The 25888-nt window shown below is 36.6% G+C and carries 25 protein-coding genes and 1 other annotated feature; all 25 genes read left to right on the forward strand.

From position 1 onward, the window contains the following. Positions 1-235: 235 nt before the first annotated feature. The 25 genes from C568_RS0104670 (at position 236) to uraA (ending at position 25823) form a co-directional block, all read left to right on the forward strand. A complete protein-coding gene (locus C568_RS0104670) occupies positions 236-1711 on the forward strand; it encodes a UDP-N-acetylmuramoyl-L-alanyl-D-glutamate--2,6-diaminopimelate ligase (protein ID WP_003199768.1) in 1476 nt (491 codons plus the stop codon). 22 nt (positions 1712-1733) lie between these two features. Continuing rightward, positions 1734-2708, forward strand: coding sequence for a phospho-N-acetylmuramoyl-pentapeptide-transferase (gene mraY / locus C568_RS0104675; RefSeq protein ID WP_018764757.1), 975 nt, complete (start codon positions 1734-1736; stop codon positions 2706-2708). Beyond that, positions 2709-4061 (forward strand): UDP-N-acetylmuramoyl-L-alanine--D-glutamate ligase, encoded by a 1353-nt coding sequence (gene murD, locus C568_RS0104680; RefSeq protein ID WP_018780900.1) that lies wholly within the window; start codon positions 2709-2711, stop codon positions 4059-4061. 84 nt (positions 4062-4145) lie between these two features. Further along, a complete protein-coding gene (spoVE, locus tag C568_RS0104685; RefSeq protein WP_018764756.1) occupies positions 4146-5243 on the forward strand; it encodes a stage V sporulation protein E in 1098 nt (365 codons plus the stop codon). 107 nt (positions 5244-5350) lie between these two features. Further along, positions 5351-6454 carry an undecaprenyldiphospho-muramoylpentapeptide beta-N-acetylglucosaminyltransferase gene (gene murG, locus C568_RS0104690; RefSeq protein ID WP_003199778.1) on the forward strand — a complete coding sequence of 368 codons (1104 nt, stop codon included), beginning with the start codon at positions 5351-5353 and terminating at the stop codon, positions 6452-6454. A 50-nt stretch (positions 6455-6504) separates the two neighbouring features. Beyond that, positions 6505-7410: a UDP-N-acetylmuramate dehydrogenase gene (gene murB / locus C568_RS0104695; protein WP_018780901.1), complete on the forward strand. Its 906-nt coding sequence runs from the start codon at positions 6505-6507 to the stop codon at positions 7408-7410. 98 nt (positions 7411-7508) lie between these two features. Next, positions 7509-8279, forward strand: coding sequence for a cell division protein FtsQ/DivIB (locus C568_RS0104700; protein ID WP_003199783.1), 771 nt, complete (start codon positions 7509-7511; stop codon positions 8277-8279). A 401-nt stretch (positions 8280-8680) separates the two neighbouring features. Then, on the forward strand, positions 8681-9982 hold the full coding sequence (gene ftsA / locus C568_RS0104710) for a cell division protein FtsA (protein ID WP_003199785.1): 1302 nt from the start codon (positions 8681-8683) through the stop codon (positions 9980-9982). Between the two features lie 39 nt (positions 9983-10021). Further along, on the forward strand, positions 10022-11179 hold the full coding sequence (gene ftsZ, locus C568_RS0104715; protein WP_003199787.1) for a cell division protein FtsZ: 1158 nt from the start codon (positions 10022-10024) through the stop codon (positions 11177-11179). Between the two features lie 493 nt (positions 11180-11672). After that, positions 11673-12590 carry a sigma-E processing peptidase SpoIIGA gene (gene spoIIGA / locus C568_RS0104720; RefSeq protein ID WP_018780902.1) on the forward strand — a complete coding sequence of 306 codons (918 nt, stop codon included), beginning with the start codon at positions 11673-11675 and terminating at the stop codon, positions 12588-12590. Positions 12591-12609: 19 nt separating this feature from the next. Further along, entirely contained in the window at positions 12610-13329 is a 720-nt protein-coding gene (sigE, locus tag C568_RS0104725; RefSeq protein ID WP_003199790.1) for an RNA polymerase sporulation sigma factor SigE, read from the forward strand. A gap of 194 nt (positions 13330-13523) precedes the next feature. Further along, complete coding sequence (sigG, locus tag C568_RS0104730; protein ID WP_003199794.1) at positions 13524-14303, forward strand: RNA polymerase sporulation sigma factor SigG; 780 nt, start codon at positions 13524-13526, stop codon at positions 14301-14303. 150 nt (positions 14304-14453) lie between these two features. Continuing rightward, a complete protein-coding gene (locus C568_RS0104735; RefSeq protein WP_016116026.1) occupies positions 14454-14732 on the forward strand; it encodes a YlmC/YmxH family sporulation protein in 279 nt (92 codons plus the stop codon). A gap of 115 nt (positions 14733-14847) precedes the next feature. Continuing rightward, complete coding sequence (gene pgeF / locus C568_RS0104740; protein ID WP_018764753.1) at positions 14848-15657, forward strand: peptidoglycan editing factor PgeF; 810 nt, start codon at positions 14848-14850, stop codon at positions 15655-15657. A gap of 5 nt (positions 15658-15662) precedes the next feature. After that, positions 15663-16337: a YggS family pyridoxal phosphate-dependent enzyme gene (locus C568_RS0104745; protein WP_018780903.1), complete on the forward strand. Its 675-nt coding sequence runs from the start codon at positions 15663-15665 to the stop codon at positions 16335-16337. A 19-nt stretch (positions 16338-16356) separates the two neighbouring features. Next, positions 16357-16821: a cell division protein SepF gene (locus C568_RS0104750; RefSeq protein WP_003199801.1), complete on the forward strand. Its 465-nt coding sequence runs from the start codon at positions 16357-16359 to the stop codon at positions 16819-16821. Between the two features lie 6 nt (positions 16822-16827). Then, a complete protein-coding gene (locus C568_RS0104755; RefSeq protein ID WP_003199802.1) occupies positions 16828-17091 on the forward strand; it encodes a YggT family protein in 264 nt (87 codons plus the stop codon). Positions 17092-17106: 15 nt separating this feature from the next. Beyond that, a complete protein-coding gene (locus C568_RS0104760; protein ID WP_006095772.1) occupies positions 17107-17880 on the forward strand; it encodes a YlmH family RNA-binding protein in 774 nt (257 codons plus the stop codon). Between the two features lie 91 nt (positions 17881-17971). After that, positions 17972-18478 carry a septum site-determining protein DivIVA gene (gene divIVA / locus C568_RS0104765; protein ID WP_016116021.1) on the forward strand — a complete coding sequence of 169 codons (507 nt, stop codon included), beginning with the start codon at positions 17972-17974 and terminating at the stop codon, positions 18476-18478. 51 nt (positions 18479-18529) lie between these two features. Beyond that, positions 18530-18754 (forward strand) — a binding site (T-box leader). 74 nt (positions 18755-18828) lie between these two features. Next, positions 18829-21594: an isoleucine--tRNA ligase gene (ileS2, locus tag C568_RS0104770; protein WP_018780904.1), complete on the forward strand. Its 2766-nt coding sequence runs from the start codon at positions 18829-18831 to the stop codon at positions 21592-21594. Between the two features lie 226 nt (positions 21595-21820). Continuing rightward, on the forward strand, positions 21821-22150 hold the full coding sequence (locus tag C568_RS0104775; protein WP_018764751.1) for a molecular chaperone DnaK: 330 nt from the start codon (positions 21821-21823) through the stop codon (positions 22148-22150). 123 nt (positions 22151-22273) lie between these two features. Beyond that, a complete protein-coding gene (gene lspA, locus C568_RS0104780) occupies positions 22274-22732 on the forward strand; it encodes a lipoprotein signal peptidase LspA (protein WP_018764750.1) in 459 nt (152 codons plus the stop codon). 4 nt (positions 22733-22736) lie between these two features. After that, positions 22737-23645, forward strand: a complete 909-nt coding sequence (locus C568_RS0104785) for an RluA family pseudouridine synthase (RefSeq protein ID WP_003199814.1) — start codon at positions 22737-22739, stop codon at positions 23643-23645. Between the two features lie 204 nt (positions 23646-23849). Then, positions 23850-24392: a bifunctional pyrimidine operon transcriptional regulator/uracil phosphoribosyltransferase gene (gene pyrR / locus C568_RS0104790; protein ID WP_001156487.1), complete on the forward strand. Its 543-nt coding sequence runs from the start codon at positions 23850-23852 to the stop codon at positions 24390-24392. A gap of 147 nt (positions 24393-24539) precedes the next feature. Beyond that, complete coding sequence (uraA, locus tag C568_RS0104795) at positions 24540-25823, forward strand: uracil permease (protein WP_003199817.1); 1284 nt, start codon at positions 24540-24542, stop codon at positions 25821-25823. Positions 25824-25888: the final 65 nt, after the last annotated feature.

A 25888-nucleotide genomic window follows, 5' to 3' on the forward strand; every position in this document is an offset into this window, starting at 1 on the left:
TATATAATCTCTGTTTTCATAGAAATTTATTTTCTATGAAAACAGATTATATTGCTCTTGAACATAAAAAATAAAGAGTTTATCAGCTGAGGTATTATATGATGCACTGATAAACGAGTCTGATTTTTCGGGCTCTCAGCAAATGCTTCCTTCTTCAATTTTTAGCGAATGAAGGATAGGAAGAATTACTTATTAAGTAAGAGATAAATAAACAATGTAGAGAGGGTTTAGTGAAATGAAGTTGCACACACTTGTATCATGTTTGCATGATTTTCCAGTTGTTCCAAAAGAAAATCCAGAAATTACATCCATTGAAGCAGATTCACGTAAAGTGACAAATGGAAGCTTATTTGTATGTATGAAAGGGTATACGGTTGATAGCCATGATTTTGCTAAGCAAGCAGCCGCGCAAGGTGCGGCTGCTATTGTTGCGGAAAGACCGATTGATGTTGACGTTCCAGTTGTACTTGTGAAAAATACCTATCGTTCTTTAGCGGTTTTAGCTGATTATTTTTACGGACAGCCAACGCATAAATTACACTTGATTGGGATTACAGGTACAAATGGAAAGACAACAACATCGCATATTATGGATGAAATTATGCGGGCACACGGTCATAAAACAGGGCTAATTGGAACAATTAATATGAAAATCGGTGATGAAACATTCGAGGTGAAAAATACAACGCCAGATGCACTGACACTTCAGCAAACGTTTCGCCGTATGGTTGAGCAAAATGTAAATAGCGCAGTAATGGAAGTTTCTTCACATGCATTAAGTCTTGGTCGTGTACACGGTTGTGATTATGATGTAGCTGTATTTACAAATTTAACACAAGATCATTTAGATTATCATAAAACGATGGAAGAATATAAGCATGCAAAAGGCTTGCTTTTTGCTCAGCTTGGTAATAGCTATCATCATAACCGTGAAAAGTACGCTGTGTTAAACAGTGATGATCCAGTAACAGAAGAGTATATGAGAAGTACTGCGGCTACGGTTATTACGTATGGAATTGATACACATAGTGATATTATGGCAAAAGATATTGTGATGACGAGTGGTGGAACAACATTTACCCTTGTTACGCCAAGTGAAAGTGTAAATATTACGATGAAGTTAATTGGAAAGTTTAACGTATACAATGTTTTAGCAGCAATAGCCGCTACTCTTGTGTCTGGTGTAACTTTGCAAACGATTATTCATGTTGTGACGAATTTAACTGGAGTTCCAGGCCGCTTTGAAGTTGTGGACGGGGGGCAAGATTATACGGTTATTGTCGATTATGCACATACTCCAGATAGTTTAGAAAATGTGTTAACAACAGCGAAACAATTTGCAAAAGGGAATGTGTATTGTATTGTTGGTTGCGGCGGTGATCGTGATCGGACGAAAAGGCCAATTATGGCTGGTGTCGCTACAGAATATGCAACACACGCAATCTTGACTTCAGATAACCCAAGAAGTGAAGATCCACAAGCGATTTTGGATGATATGTTAGCAGGTGCAAAAGGAAATAATTATGAAGTCATTGTTGATCGAAAAGAAGCGATTTTCCATGGGGTTTCAGAAGCGAAGGCAGAAGATATTATTATCATTGCTGGAAAAGGGCATGAAACGTATCAAATTATTGGCAAAGAAGTACATCATTTTGACGATCGTGAAATTGCGAAAGAGGCAATCACTGAGCGTTTAAACAACAAAGAGTAACAACATGAGAGGGGGACTACATGTGCTTGAACAAGGTTTATTAGTAACGGCTGGGGTAGCTTTCTTAATTTCTGTTGCCCTTTCGCCATTGTTTATTCCAATTTTACGTAGGTTAAAGTTTGGGCAAAGTATTCGTGATGAAGGGCCAAAATCACATCAAAAGAAATCGGGAACACCAACGATGGGTGGTATTGTCATTTATGTGTCTATGATGGTGACAACACTTATCATGGCAATTAAATTTAAACATTTAAATGCGGAAGTATCATTATTATTATTAGTTACATTTGGTTATGGATTGATTGGTTTTTTAGATGACTATATAAAAGTTGTTAAAAAAAGAAATCTTGGTTTAACATCAAAACAAAAATTAATCGGTCAGCTAGTTATTGCAATTGCATTCTTTGTAATTGCAAAAGGGCAGGGATTTGATACACATTTAATGATTCCAGGAACCGAAATTAAATTTGATTTACACTGGGCATATTTTATCCTTGTGCTATTTATGCTTATTGGTGGATCAAATGCAGTCAATTTAACAGATGGTTTAGATGGATTGTTATCAGGAACAGCCGCAATTGCATTTGGAGCATTTGGCATTATTGCAGTTGCTCAAGATCAATATGCCGTAGCTATTTTCTGTATGGCAGTTGTAGGAGCGGTACTTGGATTCTTAGTGTTTAATGCAAATCCAGCTAAAGTGTTTATGGGAGATACAGGTTCCCTTGCTTTAGGTGGTGCAATAGCTGCCGTAGCTATTTTATTAAAGCAAGAATTATTACTTGTTGTAATTGGCGGCGTATTTGTAATGGAAACTTTGTCTGTTATTATTCAAGTTATTTCATTTAAAACGACAGGAAAACGTGTTTTTAAAATGAGTCCACTGCATCATCATTACGAATTATGTGGCTGGTCAGAATGGCGTGTTGTTGTAACATTCTGGTCTGTAGGATTTTTATTGGCAGTATTAGGAATTTATATCGGGGTGTGGATGTAATTGAAAACTGTAACTGACTATCAAAATAAAAATATTCTTGTATTAGGTATTGCAAAAAGTGGCTATGCAGCAGCAACTTTATTAAAAAGCTTAGGTGCAAATGTTATTGTAAATGACGGAAAACCGTTAGCAAATAATGTATTAGCTGCAGAATTGCAAGCAAAAGGAATGGACGTTGTATGCGGTGGTCATCCACTAGAGTTGTTAGAAAGAAATATTTCACTTGTTGTAAAAAATCCAGGGATTCCATATTCCAATCCACTACTGGTTGCAGCGAAAGAAAAACAGATTCCAATTGTGACAGAAGTGGAGCTTGCATATCGTATTTCAGAAGCACCGTTTGTTGGAATTACGGGGTCAAATGGAAAAACAACAACGACAACACTAACGTTTGAAATGTTGAAAGAAGGACAAAAACATCCTGTTATTGCTGGAAACATAGGTACCGTAGCATGTGAAGTCGCGCAAGCAGCGAAAGAAAATGAAGTAGTTGTTACAGAACTTTCATCATTCCAGCTAATGGGAGTGGAAACATTCCAGCCTAAAATTGCAGCATTTTTAAATCTGTTCGAGGCTCACTTAGATTATCATGGTACAAAAAAAGAGTATGGTTTAGCAAAAGCGAATATTTTTAAAAGCCAAACTGAAGCTGATTATAGTGTAATTAATGCTGATGATGTAGATGTAATGGCGTTATCAGCAAATAGTAAAGGACAAAAAGTATTATTTTCGACTACTAAGGTAATTGAAGATGGTGCATGTATTAAAGACGGTGCTCTTTATTTTAAAGGTGAGAAAATCGTTGAAGTTCAAGATATCGTTTTACCGGGTAAACATAATTTAGAAAATATTCTAGCTGCTATGAGTATTGCTAAATTGCTAGGGGTAGAAAATGAGGCAATTATTGCCGTATTAAAACGCTTTACAGGTGTAAAACATCGTTTAGAATATGTAACAACAATTAATAATCGTAAGTTTTATAATGATTCAAAAGCAACAAACATGTTAGCAACAGAAAAGGCGCTATTAGCATTTACGCAGCCTGTTATTTTGTTAGCAGGTGGGCTTGATCGAGGAAATGAATTCGATGATTTAATTCCATATTTTGAACATGTAAAAGCGATATTAACATATGGACAAACAGCACCTAAGTTAGTAAGGGCAGCTGAAAAAGCAGGGATAGATATTATTGAAAGTGTCGATAATTTAGAAGAGGCTGTAGAAAGAGCGTATTCTCATTCTACAGATGGAGATGTAATTCTTCTTTCGCCAGCTTGTGCAAGCTGGGATCAATTTAAAACATTTGAAGAAAGAGGAGACATTTTTATACAAGCTGTGCATAAACTTATATAAAGTAAACAAAACATCAGTAGGTTAACACCTACTGATGTTTTGTTACATAGAAGAAAAAAGCTTCTTCAAAAAAGGTGGTGCTCATTGCCAATGAAGAAAACGCCTGATTTTATTTTAATTATCGTAACACTTTTGTTGTTAACAATTGGAATGATTATGGTCTACAGTGCAAGTGCTGTCTGGGCTTCCTATAAGATGGGGGATTCATTCTTTTTTGCAAAACGACAGCTATTATTTGCGGTACTTGGTGTAGCTGCCATGTTTTTTATTATGAAAATTGACTACTGGACATGGCGTACTTATTCGAAAGTGATTTTGCTCATTTGTTTTATCCTTCTCATTCTTGTCTTAATCCCTGGAGTTGGACTTGTTCGAGGGGGAGCGCGAAGCTGGATTGGGATTGGAGCATTTTCGATTCAACCGTCAGAATTTATGAAATTTGCGATGATTATTTTTTTAGCTAAATTTTTAGCGGAAAGACAAAAATTGATTACATCTTTTAAAAAGGGGCTACTTCCAGCACTTGGTTTTGTATTTGTTGCATTTGGAATGATTATGTTACAACCAGATCTTGGAACAGGAACAGTAATGGTTGGGACATGTATCATAATGATTTTTGTTTCAGGAGCACGCATTTTTCATTTTGCAATGCTAGGGCTAATAGGAGTAGCGGGATTTGTTGGATTAATTGCATCGGCACCATATCGAATGAAACGTATTACGTCTTATTTGGATCCGTGGTCAGACCCACTTGGGAGTGGATTTCAGATTATTCAATCGTTACTTGCGATTGGCCCCGGTGGTTTGTTTGGGCTAGGACTTGGACAAAGTAGACAAAAATTTCTTTATTTACCCGAGCCGCAAACAGATTTTATTTTTGCGATTTTATCCGAAGAATTAGGTTTTATTGGTGGGTCGTTTGTGTTATTATTATTTAGTCTGTTATTATGGCGTGGGATTCGTATAGCATTAGGAGCGCCTGATTTATATGGTACGTTTTTGGCAGTAGGTATTGTGGCGATGATTGCGATTCAAGTGATGATTAATGTTGGTGTTGTAACAGGACTAATGCCTGTTACAGGAATTACTTTGCCATTTTTAAGTTATGGTGGGTCGAGTTTGACCTTAATGCTAATGGCAGTTGGCGTATTATTGAATATAAGTCGTCATTCTCGCTACTAAACCCTGTTTATAAGACAGGGTTTTTCGTGTGTAGAAAACGGAAAATATATTATAAATATATGAATATATAAAATTGAATTTAGAACAGAGAAGCGGAGGAATTTGTAGTGCGAGTATTAGTTAGTGGTGGTGGCACGGGAGGTCATATATATCCAGCTCTTGCGTTAATTAGAGAAATAAAAAAACTACATCCTGAAGCAAGATTTCTATACATTGGTACGGAAAATGGATTAGAAAGTACAATTGTTCCAAAAGCAGGGATACCATTTCAATCGATTGTCATTAGTGGATTTAAACGGAAAATATCCCTTGATAATGTAAAAACAGTGATGCGTTTTCTAAAAGGTGTACAAGATAGTAAACGATATATTCGTCGCTTCAATCCAGATGTTGTAATTGGTACAGGAGGCTATGTATGTGGTCCAGTCGTTTATGCGGCGGCGAAATTAGGGATTCCTACAATTGTACATGAACAAAATAGTGTACCTGGTGTAACCAATAAATTTTTAAGTCGCTATGTGGATAAGGTAGCTGTTTGTTTTGAAGCGGCATCTGAACATTTCCCAAAGTCGAAAGTTGTCATGACAGGAAATCCGCGTGCATCAGAAGTAATGAACCAAAATGGCATGAAAGGGAAGCGTTCTGTTGGATTATCTCTTTCTAAAAAATCTGTGCTTATTTTTGGTGGAAGTCGCGGGGCAAGACCGATTAATGATGCGTTTGTGGCAGCAATTGAACAATTTGGTAACAAAAATTATGAAGTATTGTATATCACAGGTGAAGTGCATTATGATAAAGTCATGGAGGCTATAAAACAAAAAGGGAATCCGGATAATGTAATCATTAAACCGTTTATTCATAATATGCCAGAGGTACTTACTGGTGTGGATCTTGTCGTTTCACGTGCTGGTGCTACAACATTAGCAGAGTTAACAGCGTTAGGAAAACCAAGTATTTTAATTCCGAGTCCTTATGTGACAAATAATCATCAAGAGAAAAACGCGAGATCTGTTGTCGATAAGGGAGCAGCAAAAATGCTTCTTGAAAAAGATTTAACTGCTGAAGCTCTTCTTCATGATATTGATGAAATTCTATTAAATACACAAACATTACAAAACATGAAACTAGCTGCTACGCAGTTAGGGATTCCGGATGCAGCAAATAAGTTATTTGAAGTGATGAAAAAACTTGTACAAAATAACGTTAGGTGAATGCCCTGCATACTACTGTAATACGGAGATTTAATATGGGGGAGATCATCATGAAACAATTAGCAAAGGAACTTATCGAAGCAGAAGTTGGTAAAGTGTTAGAAAATGAAGCGTTAGCTCGTTATACAACTATGAAAATAGGTGGGCCAGCTGATATTCTAATCGTGCCAAGTAGTGTTGCTGGTGTGGAGAATACTTTAGATTTAGTAAAGAAATATAACACAAAGTGGACAGCAATTGGACGTGGTTCTAATCTTCTAGTATCTGATAAAGGTATTGAAGGTGTTGTAATTCGTTTAGGAGAAGGATTAGATCACTTAGAAGTAGAAGGAACTACTGTACGAGTTGGAGGAGGATATCCTCTTATTAAGTTGTCAACACTACTTAGTCGCCAAGGTCTAGCTGGATTAGAGTTTGCTAGTGGTATCCCAGGAAGTGTCGGTGGAGCAGTATATATGAATGCCGGTGCACATAAATCAGATATGTCAGAAATTTTGATGAGCGCGCGTATTATGTTTGAAGATGGTACAATGAAGTGGTTAACAAAAGAAGAGATGGGATTTTCTTATCGTACTTCTGTTTTACAAACAAAGCGTCCTGGCATTGTAGTAGAAGCAAAATTGCAGTTGAAAGAAGGAAATCGTGAAGAAATAGTTGGTGTAATGCAAAAGAATAAAGACTATCGTCGTGAAACTCAGCCATGGAATCATCCTTGTGCCGGTAGTATATTTAGAAATCCACTACCAAATTTCGCTGGAGATTTAGTCGAAAAGGCAGGTCTACGTGGTCATCAAATTGGCGGTGCGAAAATTTCCGAAATGCATGGAAACTTTATTGTCAATGCAGGATCTGCATCAGCACAAGATGTGCTGGATTTAATTGCATTTGTCAAAAAAACAATTAAAGAAAAATTTGGTGTAGATATGCACACAGAAGTGGAAATTATTGGAAGGTAGCTGTTATTTGTTCCGCTCATTATCATTTATGGTATAATAAGAAGATAAGAACGGCATGCGTAACATGCCGTTCTTTATGTTACATAGGGGGATCGTACATGAAAAATAGTAAGGTGATTAAACTACAAGATCGTGTACCAAAACTAAAGAATCAAAAAAAGAAGAATAAAAAACCTGTCAATCAGAGATTAATTTTATATGTATCGATTTTATTTTTATTAGTACTTTTTTTAATTTATTTTCGGTCTCCACTTAGTAATATAAAAAAGATAAGTGTTCTAGGAAATCATTATATGACAGATGAACAAGTCATGAAGGAATCTGGAGTTACATATGACACGAGTTATTTTCGAGTGACAGCACATAAGGCTGAAGAGAATTTAACAAAACGAAATGAAATTAAGAAAGTAAATGTCAAAAAACGTTTTCCAAATAAAATTGACATTCACATTGAAGAGTATGTAACGATAGGTTATATAAACAAAGGTGGAAAGTTACAACCACTTCTAGAAAATGGTAAAACACTTGACGTGCTTCCGAACGGGAAATTACCTGTCGCAGCTCCGATTTTTGAACCATTTAAAGAAGAGAAAATGAAAGAGTTAATTGAAGAGCTAGAAAAATTAACTCCGACTATTCTCAGATCTATTTCTGAAATTCATTATGCTCCAACGAATTCAAATGAAGACCATCTTACTTTGTATATGAATGAAGGTTATGAAGTGAGTACAACTATACAAGATTTTGCGAAGCGTATGGAAGCATATCCACTTATTATAAAAAATATAGAGTCGGGTAGAAAAGCCCTAATTGATTTAGAAGTTGGCGCATATTTTAAATATTTAGATAATGAAGAAAAAAAGCAGTAGAGTAGTAGTTTTATTTCTTTTCAAATACAATAACGACAAGTGTGTTTTTCTATGTGTAAATTTCATTACAATTATGATTAATTTGGTGAAAAATAACTAGATTTTCTTCGATTCATGCTAGGATTGGTACAAGTTTAGCTTTTCTATGAGTACATCTTAGTGTAGACTTATATTTGGCGATAATCTTTGCATTTGAAATCGAGTTATTTCAAAGATAAAGCAGTCATTCACAGATTACTGTGATTGCAATAAGTGAATGTTAAATAAAAATAAGAAAAATATAGGGTTAAAAAAGGGAAACGCATAAAGACGTTGAATATTTTTCTTATAAATAGTAAAGCTGCGATTGTTGTTCCATATATTGACCTGTATGGTATAAATAAAGAAGGAGGTGCCAAAGAATGAACAGCAATGAAATATATGTTAGTCTTGACATCGGTACATCCAATGTTAAAGTCATCATTGGTGAAATGGTTAATGATGGTTTAAACATTATTGGTGTTGGAAACGTAAAATCAAATGGTTTGAAAAAGGGCTCCATAGTTGACATAGACGAAACTGTTCGATCAATCAAAAAAGCAATTGAACAAGCTGAGCGTATGGTAGGAATTCACATTGAACAAGTTGTTGTAGGTGTGAATGCAAATCAGGTGCAGCTTCTTCCTTGTCACGGAGTTGTCGCTGTTTCAAATGAAGATCGTGAAATTGGAAATGAAGATGTCTTACGCGTTCTGGATGCAGCACAAGTTGTATCAATTGCTCCTGAACGTGAATTTATTGATGTGGTGCCTCGACAATTCATAGTAGACGGTCTTGATGAGATTAACGATCCACGCGGGATGATTGGTGTAAGATTAGAAATGGAAGGCACGTTAATTACAGGCTCAAGAACGTTATTACATAATTTACTACGTTGTGTGGAAAAAGCGGGCCTTGAAATTGTTGATATTTGTCTGCAACCTTTAGCAGCTGCAACGGTTGCTTTATCTTCTGATGAGAAAAATAGAGGTGTAGCCCTTGTTGATATTGGCGGAGGATCTACAACCTTATCGATTTTTCAAGATGGAGAGTTACAAGCAACAAGTGTATTGCCTTTAGGTGGAGATCATATAACGAAGGATATCGCTATAGGACTTAAAACTTCAACTGAAAGTGCGGATCAAATTAAGCTGAAATATGGACATGCTTTTTATGATACTGCATCTGAAGAAGAAGTGTTTACGGTTCCTATTATGGGAAGCGATCAAACAGAACAATATTCACAACTAGAGTTATCTGATATTATTGAGGCACGTGTAGAGGAAATCTTGATGTTTGTTCAAGAAGAGGTCCGGAAGCTAGGAGTAAAACAAGTAGCGTCTGGTTATGTACTTACTGGTGGGATTGCTTCTATGCCGGGTGTTCTTGATCTTGCATATGATATTTTACATGAAAATGTTCGTATAGCCACTCCAGATTATATTGGCGTTCGTGAACCACAGTATACAATTGGAGTCGGATTAATTAAACATTCTTATCAAAAAGCGAAATTGCGCGGAAAAAATGTTCAGGAAAAGGAAGAGCATTTTGAACCTGTACCAGCACCAATGCCGGTACAGCAGCAACCTGTAAAACAAACAACGCGTAAGCAAAGCAAAAATAATGAAGACAATGAGCGTATGATGTCAAAAGTAAAACGTGTATTCCGCTATTTATGGGATTAAAATTGCACACGAAAAATGAGGTTCTAGGGGGATTTCGACATGTTAGAGTTTGATACTACTCAAGATCAATTAGCGAGCATAAAAGTTATCGGTGTCGGCGGTGGCGGAAATAACGCTGTAAACCGTATGATTGAGCACGGTGTACAAGGTGTGGATTTCATTGCTGTGAACACTGATGCGCAAGCATTAAATTTATCAAAAGCTGAAACGAAAATGCAAATTGGCGGAAAATTAACGCGTGGACTTGGTGCTGGCGCAAATCCTGAGGTAGGGAAAAAAGCCGCTGAAGAAAGTAAAGAACAAATCCAAGAAGCACTTCGTGGTGCAGATATGGTCTTTGTAACAGCTGGTATGGGCGGTGGAACTGGTACGGGTGCAGCTCCAGTTATTGCACAAATCGCAAAAGAACTAGGCGCGTTAACAGTTGGTGTTGTAACACGTCCATTTACATTCGAAGGTCGCAAACGTGCGACGCAAGCTATATCTGGGATTACAGCATTTAAAGATAATGTAGATACAATCATTGTTATACCGAATGATCGTATTTTAGAAATTGTAGATAAAAATACACCAATGCTTGAAGCGTTCCGCGAAGCGGATAACGTATTACGACAAGGTGTACAAGGTATTTCCGATTTAATTGCTACACCTGGTCTTATTAACTTAGACTTTGCAGACGTAAAAACAATTATGTCTAATAAAGGTTCTGCATTAATGGGTATTGGTGTTGGAACTGGTGAAAACCGTGCAGCAGAAGCAGCAAAACGTGCAATTTCTAGTCCGTTATTAGAAACATCTATCGATGGTGCACAAGGTGTTCTTATGAATATTACTGGGGGCACAAACTTAAGTTTATATGAAGTGCAAGAAGCGGCAGATATCGTTGCTTCAGCTTCAGATCCAGAAGTGAATATGATTTTCGGTTCTGTAATTAATGAGAGTTTAAAAGATGAAATTGTTGTTACTGTAATTGCAACTGGTTTTGATGATAGTGTTACAGTTCAGCCGCCAAAAACATTTGTACGTTCAACGGCGACTACAAATCACGCACAACAGCAACAACCAACAGCACAGCCACAAAAACAACGTGAAGTAAAACGCGAAGTGAAACGTGAAGAGTCTATTGTACATGATCGTAATACAGATTCAGATGATATCGATATTCCAGCATTTTTACGTAACCGTCGTAGACGATAAAAAGAAAGGAGCCTCAGGGCTCCTTTCTTTTTTATTACACAACCTTAAATATTTTAAAATAAAAAAACTTATCTCGCTATTCATAAATATATAAATTTTTTTTGATTTTTCAACGTATAAGTCGCTGTTACGAAGAACAAAAGGTGACCAGCACTCGTTTCGCTCTTTGTTTTAACTTGCATATGGCAGGAAAAGGATTAATCTGACCGCTTCTATGCATGGCCGGATGCACTCTTTCACTTAAAAAGAAAGGTTTTATGTCGTTTTTTTCAATTTGTATTTATATAGTAAGACCATCATCTAAATTATAGAAAGTAAGAAAAATAGATGAAGGGAACCGAAGAATTTATTATTAGAAAGCTCACAATATATACCTCACGACAGATTATGTCTAGAAACCGCAAAATAACAAAAAAACCCCTCCGCAAATTGACACACTTTCCTATTGGATATGCTTTATACTAGTCTCAACTTAAAAAAAGAGGTGAATTGTTTGGTTGTTTACGCCGACGTTGTTTGGTTGTTAAACGCCTGCATTGATTTTCTTTTGCTTTTATTAACAGCAACTGTGTTGAAAAAGAAGATCAAAAGATGGAGGCTTGTGCTAGGGACATTTATTGGTTCTACAATTGTTATTTTTGCCTTTACTCCTTTTGCTTCTATGATGACACACCCAATTATGAAATTATTGTATTCGTTACTTATTGTGTATACAGCATTTGGATTTTCTACTTTTAGAGATTATACACAGACTGTTTTTACCTTTTATTTTGTAACATTTATGGTAGGAGGAGGATTAATTGGAACTCATTTTTTCCTACAAACGAATGACATGGTAGATGGATTAGTTCAGGTGAAAGCAATGTCTTATGGTGATCCAGTAAGTTGGATGTTTGTGATTTTGGGATTTCCGATTATTTATTACTTTTCAAAAAAACGTATTGAAAATGTGGAAGTGACTAAGATTCATTATGACCAAATTGTACAAGTGAATATTAGATTAGTTGAAAATGAAATTAAACTAGATGGCTTGATTGATAGTGGAAATCAGCTTCATGACCCTATAACAAAGACACCGGTAATGATTATGCATATTTCATCATTAGAGCATTGTTTACCAACATGGTTAATAGAACAAATTTATTCCAAAACAGAGATTCCACAAATACCAGAAAATGATTCAGGTTGGGCAACGAGACTACGTTTAATTCCTTTTCGAGCAGTAGGAGTTGATCATCAATTTTTATGGGCAATTAAGCCAGATGTTGTTCAAATTTATCATGAAGGAAGCAATATGGTCGTAAATAAAGTATTAATCGGCTTAAATACACAGCAATTATCTACAAATGGAGAGTATCAATGTATTATACATCCGAAAATGTTGATATCACCAAAAGTGACAATTGCTTAATTATGAGAGGCGGGAGAATATGACGAAAATAAAATTTTATTTCACATATCTTTGGTATAAAGTATTGCTGAAACTTGGAATTAAGACTGATGAAATTTACTATATCGGTGGAAGTGAGGCATTGCCACCGCCTTTAACAAAAGAGGAAGAAGAAGTACTCCTCAATAAATTGCCAAAAGGTGATCAAGCAGCACGGTCATTACTTATTGAGCGTAACTTACGGCTTGTTGTGTATATAGCACGTAAATTTGAAAATACAGGAATTAATATTGAGGATTTGATTAGTATTGGAACAATTGGTCTTATTAAAGCTGTGAATACATTTAACCCTGAAAAGAAAATAAAATTAGCGACTTATGCATCACGTTGTATAGAAAATGAAATTTTAATGCATCTACGTAGAAATAATAAAAATCGTTCAGAAGTGTCATTTGATGAGCCATTAAATATTGATTGGGATGGGAATGAATTGTTACTATCAGATGTTCTTGGTACGGATGATGATATTATTACAAAAGATTTAGAGGCTAATGTAGACAGACATCTTCTTAAGAAAGCACTACACCAATTGAATGATCGTGAAAAACAAATTATGGAACTCCGTTTTGGACTTGCAGGGGGAGAAGAAAAAACACAAAAAGATGTGGCAGATATGCTAGGGATTTCACAGTCTTATATTTCTCGACTTGAAAAGAGAATTATAAAAAGGCTTCGAAAAGAATTTAATAAAATGGTATAAAGTGACGTTGTTAAAAGGTTAGATCATCAAGGAGATTGTACAAAACCAATCGGTATTCCGATTGGTTTTGTTGTATTTCCGAGTAAAGCACGAATGATATTTTTATTAAAAGTGACAGAAAAACGGTATGCATAAAATTCCCTCCAAAGGAGATACTTTACACTGTACAGCAACTCCCGATAGGAGGGAACACTTTGACGAGAAACAAAGTAGAAATTTGCGGTGTTGATACAGCTAAACTTCCAGTACTAAAAAATGAAGAGATGCGTAAATTATTTCGAGAAATGCAAAGTGGAGAGATAAGCGCAAGAGAGAAATTAGTAAATGGAAACTTACGTCTTGTACTGAGCGTCATTCAGCGATTTAACAACAGAGGAGAATTTGTTGATGATTTATTTCAAGTCGGCTGCATTGGACTTATGAAATCCATTGATAACTTTGACTTAAGCCAAAATGTTAAATTTTCAACATATGCTGTGCCAATGATTATTGGAGAAATTCGTAGATATTTGCGTGATAACAATCCAATTCGCGTTTCTCGTTCGTTGCGAGATATTGCGTATAAAGCATTACAGGTAAGAGAAAAGCTAATTGCTGAAAATTCAAAAGAACCAACGGCGATGGATATTGCAAAAGTACTTGAAGTGACACATGAAGAAATCGTTTTTGCACTTGATGCCATTCAAGATCCAGTATCACTATTTGAACCAATCTATAATGATGGGGGCGATCCTATTTTTGTGATGGATCAACTGAGTGATGATAAACAAAGGGACGAGCAATGGGTGGAAGAATTGGCGTTGAAAGAAGGAATGAAACGATTGAATGATCGCGAAAAAATGATTATCCGAAAACGTTTTTTTCAAGGGAAAACACAAATGGAAGTTGCCGAAGAAATTGGGATTTCTCAAGCGCAAGTATCACGCCTTGAAAAATCAGCAATTAAACAAATGAATAAAACAATTCAAGGATAAGGTCTCATCATTTACGATGAGATCTTTTTATGTTGCGTGCCCCGAGATTCTGTTCATAGGAAAGATTGCGTGTTCATATAATAACAGTAAAGTGAAACCGCTGGCAGAAGGAGACTTATCGATTACACAACATAAAAGGGGAGAATGACAATGATACGAATTTCAGAGTTTCAAATTAAGGATGTTGTAAATGTCTCTGACGGAAAAAAACTTGGAAACATTAGCGATATCGATATTGATATGAATACAGGGAAGATTCAAGCTGTCATTATTTCAAAGCAAACACGTATGTTAGGAATATTTGGGAAAGAAGCAGAGTTTGTTATTCCGTGGAAGCAAATTGTAAAAATTGGAGAGGATGTAATATTAGTAAGAGCTGATCATGTCAATTCTGTAACAGAATCAATACAAACACCGACAATTTCTTAAAGAATATTACAAATTCCTCTTTTTTTTATGTTGTCATTATGGAAAAATAAAAGTATGGTAAAATAGACAGGAAGTACCATGCTTTTTATGTTATTTTATTAAAAGGAGCCGCTTTATGAGAGAACCATTTATATATGAGGACGGTATATTGTATTTACAAGCGTGGAAAGAACTTGGAAACATTACTGCAGGATTTACGACAAAAGATGGTGGAGTAAGTACAGGCTCCTTTCATGCGATGAATTTAGGATTACATGTAAATGATATGATGGAAAATGTTCATGAAAATAGACGTATTTTAGCGAACAAGTTACAAAAAACATTAGAAAATTGGATTTGTTCAGAACAAGTTCATGATCATCATGTTGAAAAAGTAGGACAGCAAGAAAAAGGGCGAGGAATCTATTCATATGAAGATGGTATTCCAAACACAGATGGTATTTATACGACTGATAGAGATGTATGTTTAACATCTTGTTATGCTGATTGTGTTCCACTCTATTTCTATGCACCATCACAAGGTATGATAGGACTGGCACATGCTGGATGGAAAGGCACTGTAAAAGAAATTGCAAAAGAAATGATTCAAAAGTGGCGTGCGGAAGGGGTGCCAGCTCATGAGATTTATGTTGCAATTGGACCAGCCATAGGGTCCTGCTGTTATGTAGTTGATGATCGCGTATTATCAGCAGCAAAACAAGCGGTAAACGGACATGTTCCATATAAATTGATTTCAGACGGACAATATGCAATTGATTTAAAAGAAATCAATCGCATATTATGCATACAAGCTGGCATAAAAGAAGAGCATATTATGATGTCGTCTCTTTGTACAAGCTGTGAAGAACAATTGTTTTTCTCACATCGTCGTGATCGGGGAAAAACAGGAAGAATGTTGAGTTTCATAGGCTTTAAGGAGGATTGAAAACAGTGGTAGTGCAAGAGAATTTAGCATTTGTAAATGAGAAAATTAAAATAGCATGTGAACGAGCAGAGCGCTCGGCACAAGAGGTTAAGCTCGTTGCAGTAACAAAAACAGTAGGAATTGAAAAAACAAATGAAGTAATAGAAGCTGGACTTACTGATTTAGGTGAGAATCGTAATGAAGGTTTTTTACAGAAGTATGAGCATTTTGGTTCAAAAGTAAATTGGCATTTCATTGGTTCGTTACAAACGAGAAAAGTAAAAGAAATTATTAATGAGATTGATTATTTGCATTCATTAGATCGCATTTCACTTGCGAAAGAAATTCAAAGGCGTACTACAAAGCAGGTTCGATGTTTTGTACAAGTGAAAACATCGTCTGAAGAATCAAAGCAAGGGATAGCGGCTGAGGAAACGATTGCGTTTATTCGTGCTTTGCAAGAATTTGATAAAATTGAAGTTGTTGGATTGATGACAATGGCACCATTTACTGAGGAAGAAGCCGAAATTCGTCATTGTTTTAAGAAATTGCGTGGTTTGCAAAAACAAGTACAAGAACTAGGATTATCATACGCTCCGTGTAAAGAGTTATCAATGGGAATGTCAAATGATTATACGATTGCAATTGAAGAAGGTGCTACATATATTCGTTTGGGAACGATTTTAGTAGGAAAAGCATAAAAGGAAGGAGAATGTTATTATGAGTTGGTCAAAAGTAAAATACTTCTTTTTTGACACTCCAGAAGAGCGAGAAGCTTACGAAAAGGAAAAGGAGCAAGCTGAAATGAAAAAACAACAAGATCCACCAGAGCAGCAGGATATTCCACTTACGAAAGCACAGCCGAAACAAAATATTGTAAGTATTGAAACAGCAAAGCAATCTTCCAAAGTTGTTTTGTTAGAACCGCGCACATATTCGGAAGCACAAGGGATTGCGGATCATTTAAAGGGAAGAAGAGCGGTTGTCATTAATTTGCAAAGGATGTCAACAGATCAAGCTGTGCGTATCGTTGACTTTTTAAGTGGTACTGTATACGCTATAGGCGGGGATATTCAAAAATTAGGACCGAAAACATTTATTTGTACACCTGAGACTGTGGATATTGTTGGGGCCATTTCTGAGTTGTTCGGTGAAGAGGAAGAGACAAATATAAAGAGGTGGTAATACGCCATGACGATTATTTTACAAGCATTGCTTTGGATCATCCAGATTTATTCCTGGGCGCTTATTATCTATATCCTTCTATCTTGGTTTCCAGGGGCTAGAGAATCAACATTTGGTGATTTTCTATCACGTATTTGTGAACCATATTTAGAACCGTTTCGGAGATTTATCCCACCTTTTGGCATGATTGATATTTCTCCAATTGTTGCAATTATTGCGTTGAGATTGGCTAGTAGTGGTTTAGTAAGTCTGTTTCGTTATTTCTTGTAATAAGAGGTTGAATGAATGAGCATCTATGAGCATTTTAGACCCGAAGAAGTGGTCTTTGTCGATAAAGTGTTAGAGTGGAAACAGGTGGCTGAAGAATATCATCAAGTGAAATTAACGGATTTTCTGGATCCGCGTCAGCAGCAAATTGTTGCTACGATAGTTGGAAATCAAGGGGATGCTACTTTGCGTCTTTATGGTGCTGAGCCAAAAGCGGAAAGGAAAAGAGCTCTTATTTATCCGAGTTATCTTGATTTAAATGAAGAAGATTTCCAAGTTGAAGTATTAGAAATTGACTATCCTTCCAAGTTTTATACGCTTGAACATAGGCAAATATTAGGTGCATTTATGTCTCTTGGTCTTACAAGAGAAAAGTGTGGTGATATTTTGCTTCAAGAAAATCGTGCCCAAATTATAGTTGCAAAAGAAATTGTTTCTTACATTGAAATGAATTTACAATCAATAGGGAAAATGACGGTCTCACTTTCTTCTGTACAAGCAGACAAAGTATTACGATTGCAAGAAGAATGGAAAGAGCAGTCTGGAACTGTTTCATCCCTTCGATTAGATGTCCTGCTAGCTGAAATGCTTCATCTATCACGGCAAAAAGTACAGCCGCTTATAAAAAACGGTCTTGTGAAAGTGAACTGGAAAACTGTTGAACAAACTGCATATGAGTGTTTTCCGGGTGATGTTTTTTCAATTAGGGGATATGGCCGGAGTAAATTATTTTCTGTAGAAGGAAAAACGAAACGCGACAAATGGCGAGTTTTGTATGGTATACTAAAATGATTGGTTTTTTAGAAGGAAAATCCCTTATTTTGTCGAAGAAAAGATATAATTAAAAGAGGAAAATTCAGATAACTACTTGGAGGTGGCGTTTGTGCCGTTAACACCATTAGATATTCATAACAAAGAATTTGGTCGCGGATTCCGTGGCTATGATGAGGATCAAGTAAATGAGTTTCTTGATCAGATCATCAAAGATTATGAATTGGTCATTCGCGAGAAAAAAGCATTAGAAGAAAAAGTTGCTCAACTAGAAGGTAAATTAGATCATTTTTCTAACATTGAAGACACGCTAAATAAGTCTATCGTTGTTGCACAAGAAGCGGCGGAAGAAGTAAAGCGTAATGCACAAAAAGAAGCGAAATTAATTGTACGTGAAGCAGAAAAGAATGCAGATCGTATCATTAATGAAGCTTTAGTAAAATCAAGAAAAGTTGCATTTGATATTGAAGAGCTAAAGAAACAAGCGAAAGTATTCCGTACGCGTTTCCGTATGTTATTAGAAGCACAGCTTGAAATGTTAAACAACGATGATTGGGACAAATTAATTGAGCTAGAAGAAGAAGTGGACGAGCTATTAAAGAAAGAAGAAACAGTGTAAGCTTGACGTTTTTCTCATTATTACATATAATTTTAAACAACATATTTATTAAGAAAAACGAAGATAGGGATAAGTACCTTTTTCATACCTTATATAGCGAACTGAGGACGGTGTAAGCTCAGGATAAGGAGATAAATGGGAATATCACCCTGGAGTTCCGCGCTGAACAAAAAAGTAAGCGTAGGCGTATATTCGCGTTAAGAATATAAAGAGGACTTTGTGCATACGTGTACGGTCTACTAGGGTGGTACCGCGGGAGACTTTCTCGTCCCTTTTTTGGGGATGAGAAAGTCTCTTTTTTATTCCATTTTTTAGGGTCTTTCTTTTATACATTCGAGGAGGAATTAAGCGTGGAGTATAAAAATACATTACTAATGCCGAAAACAGAATTCCCAATGCGTGGGAATTTACCAAAGCGTGAGCCTGCAATGCAAGAAAAATGGGCTGAGATGAACATTTATGAAAAGGTACAAGAACATACAAAAGGTCGTCCTTTATTTGTACTGCATGATGGTCCTCCATATGCGAATGGTGACATTCATATGGGACATGCGTTAAATAAAGTATTAAAAGATTTTATTGTTCGTTACAAATCAATGACTGGATACTGTGCACCATATGTACCAGGATGGGATACACACGGTTTACCAATTGAACAAGCTTTAACAAATAAAGGTGTAAAACGTAAAGAAATGACGGTTGCAGAATTCCGTAAACTATGTGCAGAGTATGCATACGAACAAGTGAATCGCCAACGTGAACAGTTTAAACGTCTTGGTGTGCGTGCTGATTGGGATCGCCCATATATTACTTTAGAGCCAGCTTATGAAGCGCAGCAAATTAAAGTATTTGGTGAAATGGCGAAAAAAGGTTATATCTATAAAGGACAAAAACCAGTTTATTGGTCTCCGACAAGTGAATCCGCTTTAGCTGAAGCTGAAATTGAATACAATGATAAAAAGTCAGCATCTATTTATGTGGCATTCCCTGTAAAAGACGGAAAAGACGTATTAGAGGGCGACGAGAAATTTATCATTTGGACAACAACACCTTGGACATTACCAGCCAACTTAGGTATTTCTGTTCATCCAGAACTTGAATACAGCATTGTGAAAGTAAATGATGAAAAATATATTATTGCTTCTGAACTATTTGACACAGTTTCTAAAACGTTAGAGTGGGAAAATGCTGAAGTTGTGAAAACAGTTAAAGGTAGCGAACTTGAGTATACAGTTGCGAAGCATCCATTCTATGAGCGTGATTCTTTAGTTATGCTTGGTGAGCACGTTACAACAGATGCTGGTACAGGTTGTGTACATACAGCACCTGGACATGGGGAAGACGATTTCCTTGTTGGGAAACAATATGGATTAGAAGTTCTTTGCCCAGTTGATGATAAAGGTGTATTAACAAGTGAAGCACCTGGATTTGAAGGTCTATTCTATGATAAAGCTAATAAGCCAATTACGGAAAAATTAGAAGAAGTTGGAGCGTTATTAAAATTAACATTTATTACGCATTCTTATCCACATGACTGGAGAACGAAAAAACCAATTATCTTCCGTGCGACAGCGCAATGGTTTGCATCTATTGAAGCGTTCCGCAAGGAGTTATTACAAGCTGTTGAAGAAACGAAATGGGTACCAGCATGGGGTGAAACACGTCTTCATAATATGGTTCGTGACCGTGGTGATTGGTGTATTTCTCGTCAACGTGCATGGGGTGTACCGATTCCTGTCTTCTATGCAGAGAATGGCGATCCAATTATTACAGATGAAACAATCAATCACGTAGCAGATCTATTCCGTGAGAACGGTTCTAACGTATGGTTCGAACGTGAAGCGAAAGGTTTATTACCAGAAGGATTTACACATCCATCTAGTCCGAATGGCGAATTCCGTAAAGAAACAGACATTATGGACGTATGGTTTGATTCAGGTTCTTCTCACCAAGCTGTCCTAGAAGAGCGCGAAGACTTACAACGTCCAGCTGATTTATACTTAGAGGGATCTGACCAATACCGTGGCTGGTTTAACTCTTCATTATCAACAGCAGTTGCAGTAACAGGTAAAGCACCATACAAAGGTGTGTTGAGTCATGGATTCGTATTAGACGGTGAAGGTCGTAAAATGAGTAAATCTATCGGGAACATTGTTGTACCGAAGAAAATCATGGATCAATTAGGTGGAGATATTTTACGTTTATGGGTATCTTCTGTTGACTACCAATCTGATGTGCGTATTTCAGATGATATTTTAAAACAAGTTGCAGAAGTATATCGTAAAATCCGTAACACATTCCGTTTCTTATTAGGAAACTTAGCTGACTTTAATCCAAGTCAAGATGCAGTAGCGAAAGCTGAATTACGTGAAGTAGATCGCTACATGCTAGTGAAATTAAATGACTTAATTACAAAAGTAAAAGAAGCATATGAAACATATGACTTTGCGGCAGTATATCATGCAATTCATAACTTCTGCACAATTGATTTAAGCTCATTCTATTTAGACTTTGCAAAAGACATTTTATACATTGAAGCAGAAAATCATCATGACCGTCGTGCGATTCAAACAGTACTTTACGATGTTCTTGTTGCATTAACAAAACTTGTAACACCAATCTTACCTCATACAGCTGATGAAGTATGGCCATATGTTCCTGGTGTTGTACAGGAAAGCGTTCAGCTAACCGATATGCCAGAAGCTGTAGAAGTAGAGGGTGCGGAAGCGTTAAAAACAAAATGGGATGCATTTATGACACTTCGAGATGACGTATTAAAAGCTTTAGAAGTGGCTCGTAATGAAAAAGTAATCGGTAAGTCATTAAATGCGAGTATTACCCTATATCCAACTGCAGAAATGAAACAAATGTTAGAGTCTATTAGTGAAGATTTAAAACAATTATTTATTGTCTCTGAGTATAAACTTGGTGGAACAATGGAAGAAGCTCCAGCGGGTGCACCAAAATATGAGCATACAGCTGTTGTTGTAGCGCAGGCAACTGGTGAAACATGTGAACGTTGCTGGGTTGTTTCTGAAACAATTGGTAAAGACGCTGAACATGAAACATTATGTGAGCGTTGTGCAACAGTAGTAAAAGAAAATTATGTAAAATAATGATGTGATAAAAACTGACTGCTATTACGGTAGTCAGTTTTTGTATTTAGTAAGGATTCTTCTTAACATGTGGCAGATGTATGAAAAGTTCGACTGCTTAAAGTTTTTCTGTTGAGCAGGAGGAAGTAACTTTTAAGCACTTTCCTATGAAGGAAAAATGTGTGAGCGGTAAGCGAGAAAATTTCGGACACACTAACGGTACATTGCAGCCGGGAGGGATGTACACGTGAATGAAATCTATATGGAAATCAAAGAAGAATTACAATTGATGAAAAAAGAACTACAGGAACGACTGGCAAAAGAAGCGATAGAAACTTATTATGTAGAATTCGGACTGGAATTAGGCTATGAATCGAAGGAAGATGGAAAAAAGAAATTATTTTTACATGATATAAGAGAAGATTTAAAAGATGTGGAACGAGCATTATTTAAAATGGAAATCGATATGTATGGCATTTGTGAGGAAACTGGGAAATACATTCCTGTAAAGCAAATGAAAATGATGCCAACAGCTCGTACAATTCATGAATTTTTATATGAGAAAGTAAATGTCTAAGAGGCACAACGATATTATATTACCTTTTTTTATTTTATTTTATTCTTCCGTAAAGGTTCATTGTGAAAAGACCGTAGCTATGCTAAAATTTTGAGGTACACTGTCTTTGTGGGGGAAATGAAAATGATATATTATTTAATAGCGTTATTTGTCATTACCATCGATCAAGTATCGAAATGGTTAATTGTAAAAAACATGGAATTAGGTACAAGTATCCCGATTATCGATAATGTATTATACATAACATCACATCGGAATAGAGGAGCTGCCTGGGGCATTTTAGAAAACAAAATGTGGTTCTTCTATATTATTACAGTTGTTTTTGTAGGATTTATCGTATTTTATATGAAAAAGTATGCAAAAACAGATAGGCTCCTAGGGATTTCATTAGGTCTTATTTTAGGCGGAGCAATTGGCAACTTTATTGATCGTGTATTTAGACAAGAAGTGGTGGATTTCATTCACGTGTATATTTTTTCATACAACTATCCGGTATTTAACATAGCTGACTCAGCTTTATGTATTGGGGTTGTATTGATTATTATTCAAACATTATTAGAAGGAAAGAAAATGAAGGAGTAATTGAATGAGCGAAGTAGTACAAGTAACAGTTACAGAAGAACAAAAAAGCGAACGGATTGATAAGTTTCTCGCGGGAGTGAACAATGAATGGTCACGTTCACAAGTACAACAGTGGATTAAAGATGGCGTTGTAACCGTAAATGGAAACGACATTAAAGGAAATTATAAAGTAAAAGTAAATGATGAAATTGCAGTAGCAATTCCAGATCCAGAAGAGCTTGATATTTTGCCAGAAGACATGAATTTAGAAATTTATTATGAAGATGCAGATGTGCTTGTTGTGAATAAGCCACGTGGCATGGTTGTGCATCCAGCTCCTGGACATACAAGTGGTACACTTGTAAATGGGTTAATGCATCATTGTACAGATTTATCAGGTATTAACGGTGTAATGCGTCCAGGGATTGTACATCGTATTGATAAAGATACATCTGGCTTATTGATGGTTGCTAAAAATGATATGGCACATGAATCTCTTGTAAATCAGCTTGTGGCAAAAACAGTAACAAGACGATATAAAGCAATCGTCCATGGTGTAATTCCACATGATAAAGGGACAATTGATGCTCCAATTGGCCGTGATAAAAAGGACCGCCAAAGTATGACGGTTGATGAAAATGGGAAGCATGCTGTTACGCATTTTCAGGTGTTAGAACGATTTAAAGACTTTACACTTGTAGAGTGTCGTTTAGAAACCGGCCGTACGCACCAAATTCGTGTTCATATGAAATATATTGGATACCCGCTTGCGGGAGATCCGAAATATGGTCCGAAAAAAACATTAGATATAAATGGACAAGCGCTTCATGCGGGGATTTTAGGGTTTGATCATCCTCGTACAGGCGAATATATCGAGTTTGAGGCGCCAGTTCCAGCAGTATTTGAAGAAGTTTTAAATGTTTTACGGAAATAGTATTGACAAAACGATTAAAACCTGCGATACTAGCAACAGTTGAATAATGATCCTTTAACACAGCCCCGTGAGGTTGAGAAGGTAACGGTTTGAAATACTTAGGGTATACTTGTACCCTTTTTTCAAAAGTCCTCTCGCACACGCTGAGAGGACTTTTTTTATACCATTCCTCTCACGCAAGAAAAAAGCTTGGAGGTGTAGAGCATGCAAGAAAAAGCTGTCGTTTTAGATGACCAAATGATTCGCCGCGCTTTAACACGCATCAGTCATGAAATTGTGGAACGTAATAAAGGTGTCGATAATTGTGTTCTTGTCGGAATTAAAACACGTGGGATTTTTATTGCACAGCGTTTAGCAGAACGAATTGGTCAAATTGAAGGAAAAGAAATAGAAGTAGGCGAGTTAGACATTACGCTATATCGTGATGATTTAACATTGCAATCAAAAAATAAAGAACCGCTTGTAAAAGGTTCAGATATTCCTGTGGACATTACGAAGAAAAAAGTTATTCTTGTGGATGATGTATTGTATACAGGAAGAACGGTTCGAGCAGCAATGGATGCTCTTATGGATTTAGGTAGACCATCACAAATCCAACTAGCTGTTCTTGTAGACAGAGGTCATCGTGAATTACCAATTCGCGCTGATTATGTAGGAAAGAACATTCCAACATCAAGTGAAGAACGTATTGAAGTTGATTTGCAAGAGACGGATCAGCAAGATCGAGTAAGTATATACGATAAGTAAAGCCCTTTTAAATGTAGTCCTGTGAGGCTGCCAAAGGGTCTTGACTTTCGTATGTCAAATTTGACATATGAAAGTATAGGACTCTTTGTGCATAGGGCGCAAAGAGTTTTTTTATTGCAAAGTTTTAAACTGAAGGAGGATATAACAATGGAGCAAAAGCCAGTGTTAGACATTCATGAAGTACCGAAACCCGGAAAATGGTTATTTTTAAGTATACAACATTTGTTCGCGATGTTTGGATCAACAGTGCTTGTTCCGTTTTTAACAGGACTGAATCCATCAGTAGCTTTAATCTCCAGTGGATTAGGAACACTCGCGTTTATTCTTATAACAAAAGGTCAAGTACCAGCATATCTAGGCTCATCATTCGCGTTTATCGCACCGATTATTACGGCGAAGACAGCAGGAGGGCCAGGAGCAGCAATGCTTGGTGGTTTACTAGCAGGACTTGTATACATCTTAATTTCACTTGGAATTAAGAAATCGGGATCAGCATGGATTATGAAGTTACTCCCACCAATTGTCGTTGGTCCAGTTGTAATGGTTATCGGATTAGCATTAGCACACACAGCAGTGAATATGGCAATGAATGATGCAGGTGGCAAGTATAGTGTTACACACTTCTCAGTAGCATTAGTAACGCTAGCAATTACAATCATTTGCTCTATATTCGGAAGAGGATTTTTCAGCATCATACCAGTTCTATTAGGGATTATCGGAGGATATATCTTCGCTTACTTCCAAGGATTGGTGGACTTAAAGCCAGTAGCTGAGGCGAAATGGTTTGATGTACCAGACTTTGTCGTACCATTTGTAACTTACACGCCAGAGTTTTCATGGAAGATTGTGCTCTTAATGGTGCCAGTAGCACTTGTAACAATTTCAGAACATATCGGGCATCAAATCGTACTTGGAAATGTTATTAAGCGAGATTTAATTGAAAAACCAGGTTTACATCGCTCGATTTTTGGAGATGGTGTAGCGACATTAATCGCATCAGTAATTGGTGGACCACCAAATACAACATACGGTGAAAACATAGGTGTGCTGGCAATTACGAGAGCTTACAGTGTATACTTATTCATCGGATCAGCAGTCTTCGCGATTATGTTCGGATTTATTGGTAAGATTTCCGCACTGATTCACTCGATTCCAACACCAGTTATGGGTGGCGTATCAATCTTACTCTTTGGAGTAATCGCATCAAGCGGTTTACGCATGATGGTAGATGATAAAACAGACTTAAGCGACAAACGAAACTTAATGATTGCATCAGTGATTTTGGTAATCGGTATTGGTGGCGCGGTACTTCGTGTCGGAGAATCATTCCAAGTAGAAGGAATGGCGCTTGCAGCAATCGTTGGCGTACTGTTAAATCTACTGTTACCTGAAATGAAACAGAAACAACAATCTAAGCAGATTGCTTCATAAAAACAACCTTTTAATTCAGTCCTGTGAGACCGAAAAGGGTGGCTTTTTTCTCGCACCCTAGTCTC

This window comes from Bacillus sp. 95MFCvi2.1, from assembly GCF_000374965.1.
Classification (GTDB): domain Bacteria; phylum Bacillota; class Bacilli; order Bacillales; family Bacillaceae_G; genus Bacillus_A; species Bacillus_A pseudomycoides.

Excerpts from the sequence above, each read along its gene's own strand:
- C568_RS0104750 (WP_003199801.1), top strand. The coding sequence starts at position 16,357 with ATGAGTTGGTCAAAAGTAAAATACTTCTTTTTTGACACTCCAGAAGAG.
- uraA (WP_003199817.1), top strand. The coding sequence starts at position 24,540 with ATGGAGCAAAAGCCAGTGTTAGACATTCATGAAGTACCGAAACCCGGA.
- sigE (WP_003199790.1), top strand. The coding sequence starts at position 12,610 with ATGACGAAAATAAAATTTTATTTCACATATCTTTGGTATAAAGTATTG.
- C568_RS0104735 (WP_016116026.1), top strand. The coding sequence starts at position 14,454 with ATGATACGAATTTCAGAGTTTCAAATTAAGGATGTTGTAAATGTCTCT.
- C568_RS0104755 (WP_003199802.1), top strand. The coding sequence starts at position 16,828 with ATGACGATTATTTTACAAGCATTGCTTTGGATCATCCAGATTTATTCC.
- ftsZ (WP_003199787.1), top strand. The coding sequence starts at position 10,022 with ATGTTAGAGTTTGATACTACTCAAGATCAATTAGCGAGCATAAAAGTT.
- lspA (WP_018764750.1), top strand. The coding sequence starts at position 22,274 with ATGATATATTATTTAATAGCGTTATTTGTCATTACCATCGATCAAGTA.
- C568_RS0104785 (WP_003199814.1), top strand. The coding sequence starts at position 22,737 with ATGAGCGAAGTAGTACAAGTAACAGTTACAGAAGAACAAAAAAGCGAA.
- pgeF (WP_018764753.1), top strand. The coding sequence starts at position 14,848 with ATGAGAGAACCATTTATATATGAGGACGGTATATTGTATTTACAAGCG.
- C568_RS0104670 (WP_003199768.1), top strand. The coding sequence starts at position 236 with ATGAAGTTGCACACACTTGTATCATGTTTGCATGATTTTCCAGTTGTT.
- ftsA (WP_003199785.1), top strand. The coding sequence starts at position 8,681 with ATGAACAGCAATGAAATATATGTTAGTCTTGACATCGGTACATCCAAT.
- murB (WP_018780901.1), top strand. The coding sequence starts at position 6,505 with ATGAAACAATTAGCAAAGGAACTTATCGAAGCAGAAGTTGGTAAAGTG.
- C568_RS0104700 (WP_003199783.1), top strand. The coding sequence starts at position 7,509 with ATGAAAAATAGTAAGGTGATTAAACTACAAGATCGTGTACCAAAACTA.
- C568_RS0104760 (WP_006095772.1), top strand. The coding sequence starts at position 17,107 with ATGAGCATCTATGAGCATTTTAGACCCGAAGAAGTGGTCTTTGTCGAT.
- pyrR (WP_001156487.1), top strand. The coding sequence starts at position 23,850 with ATGCAAGAAAAAGCTGTCGTTTTAGATGACCAAATGATTCGCCGCGCT.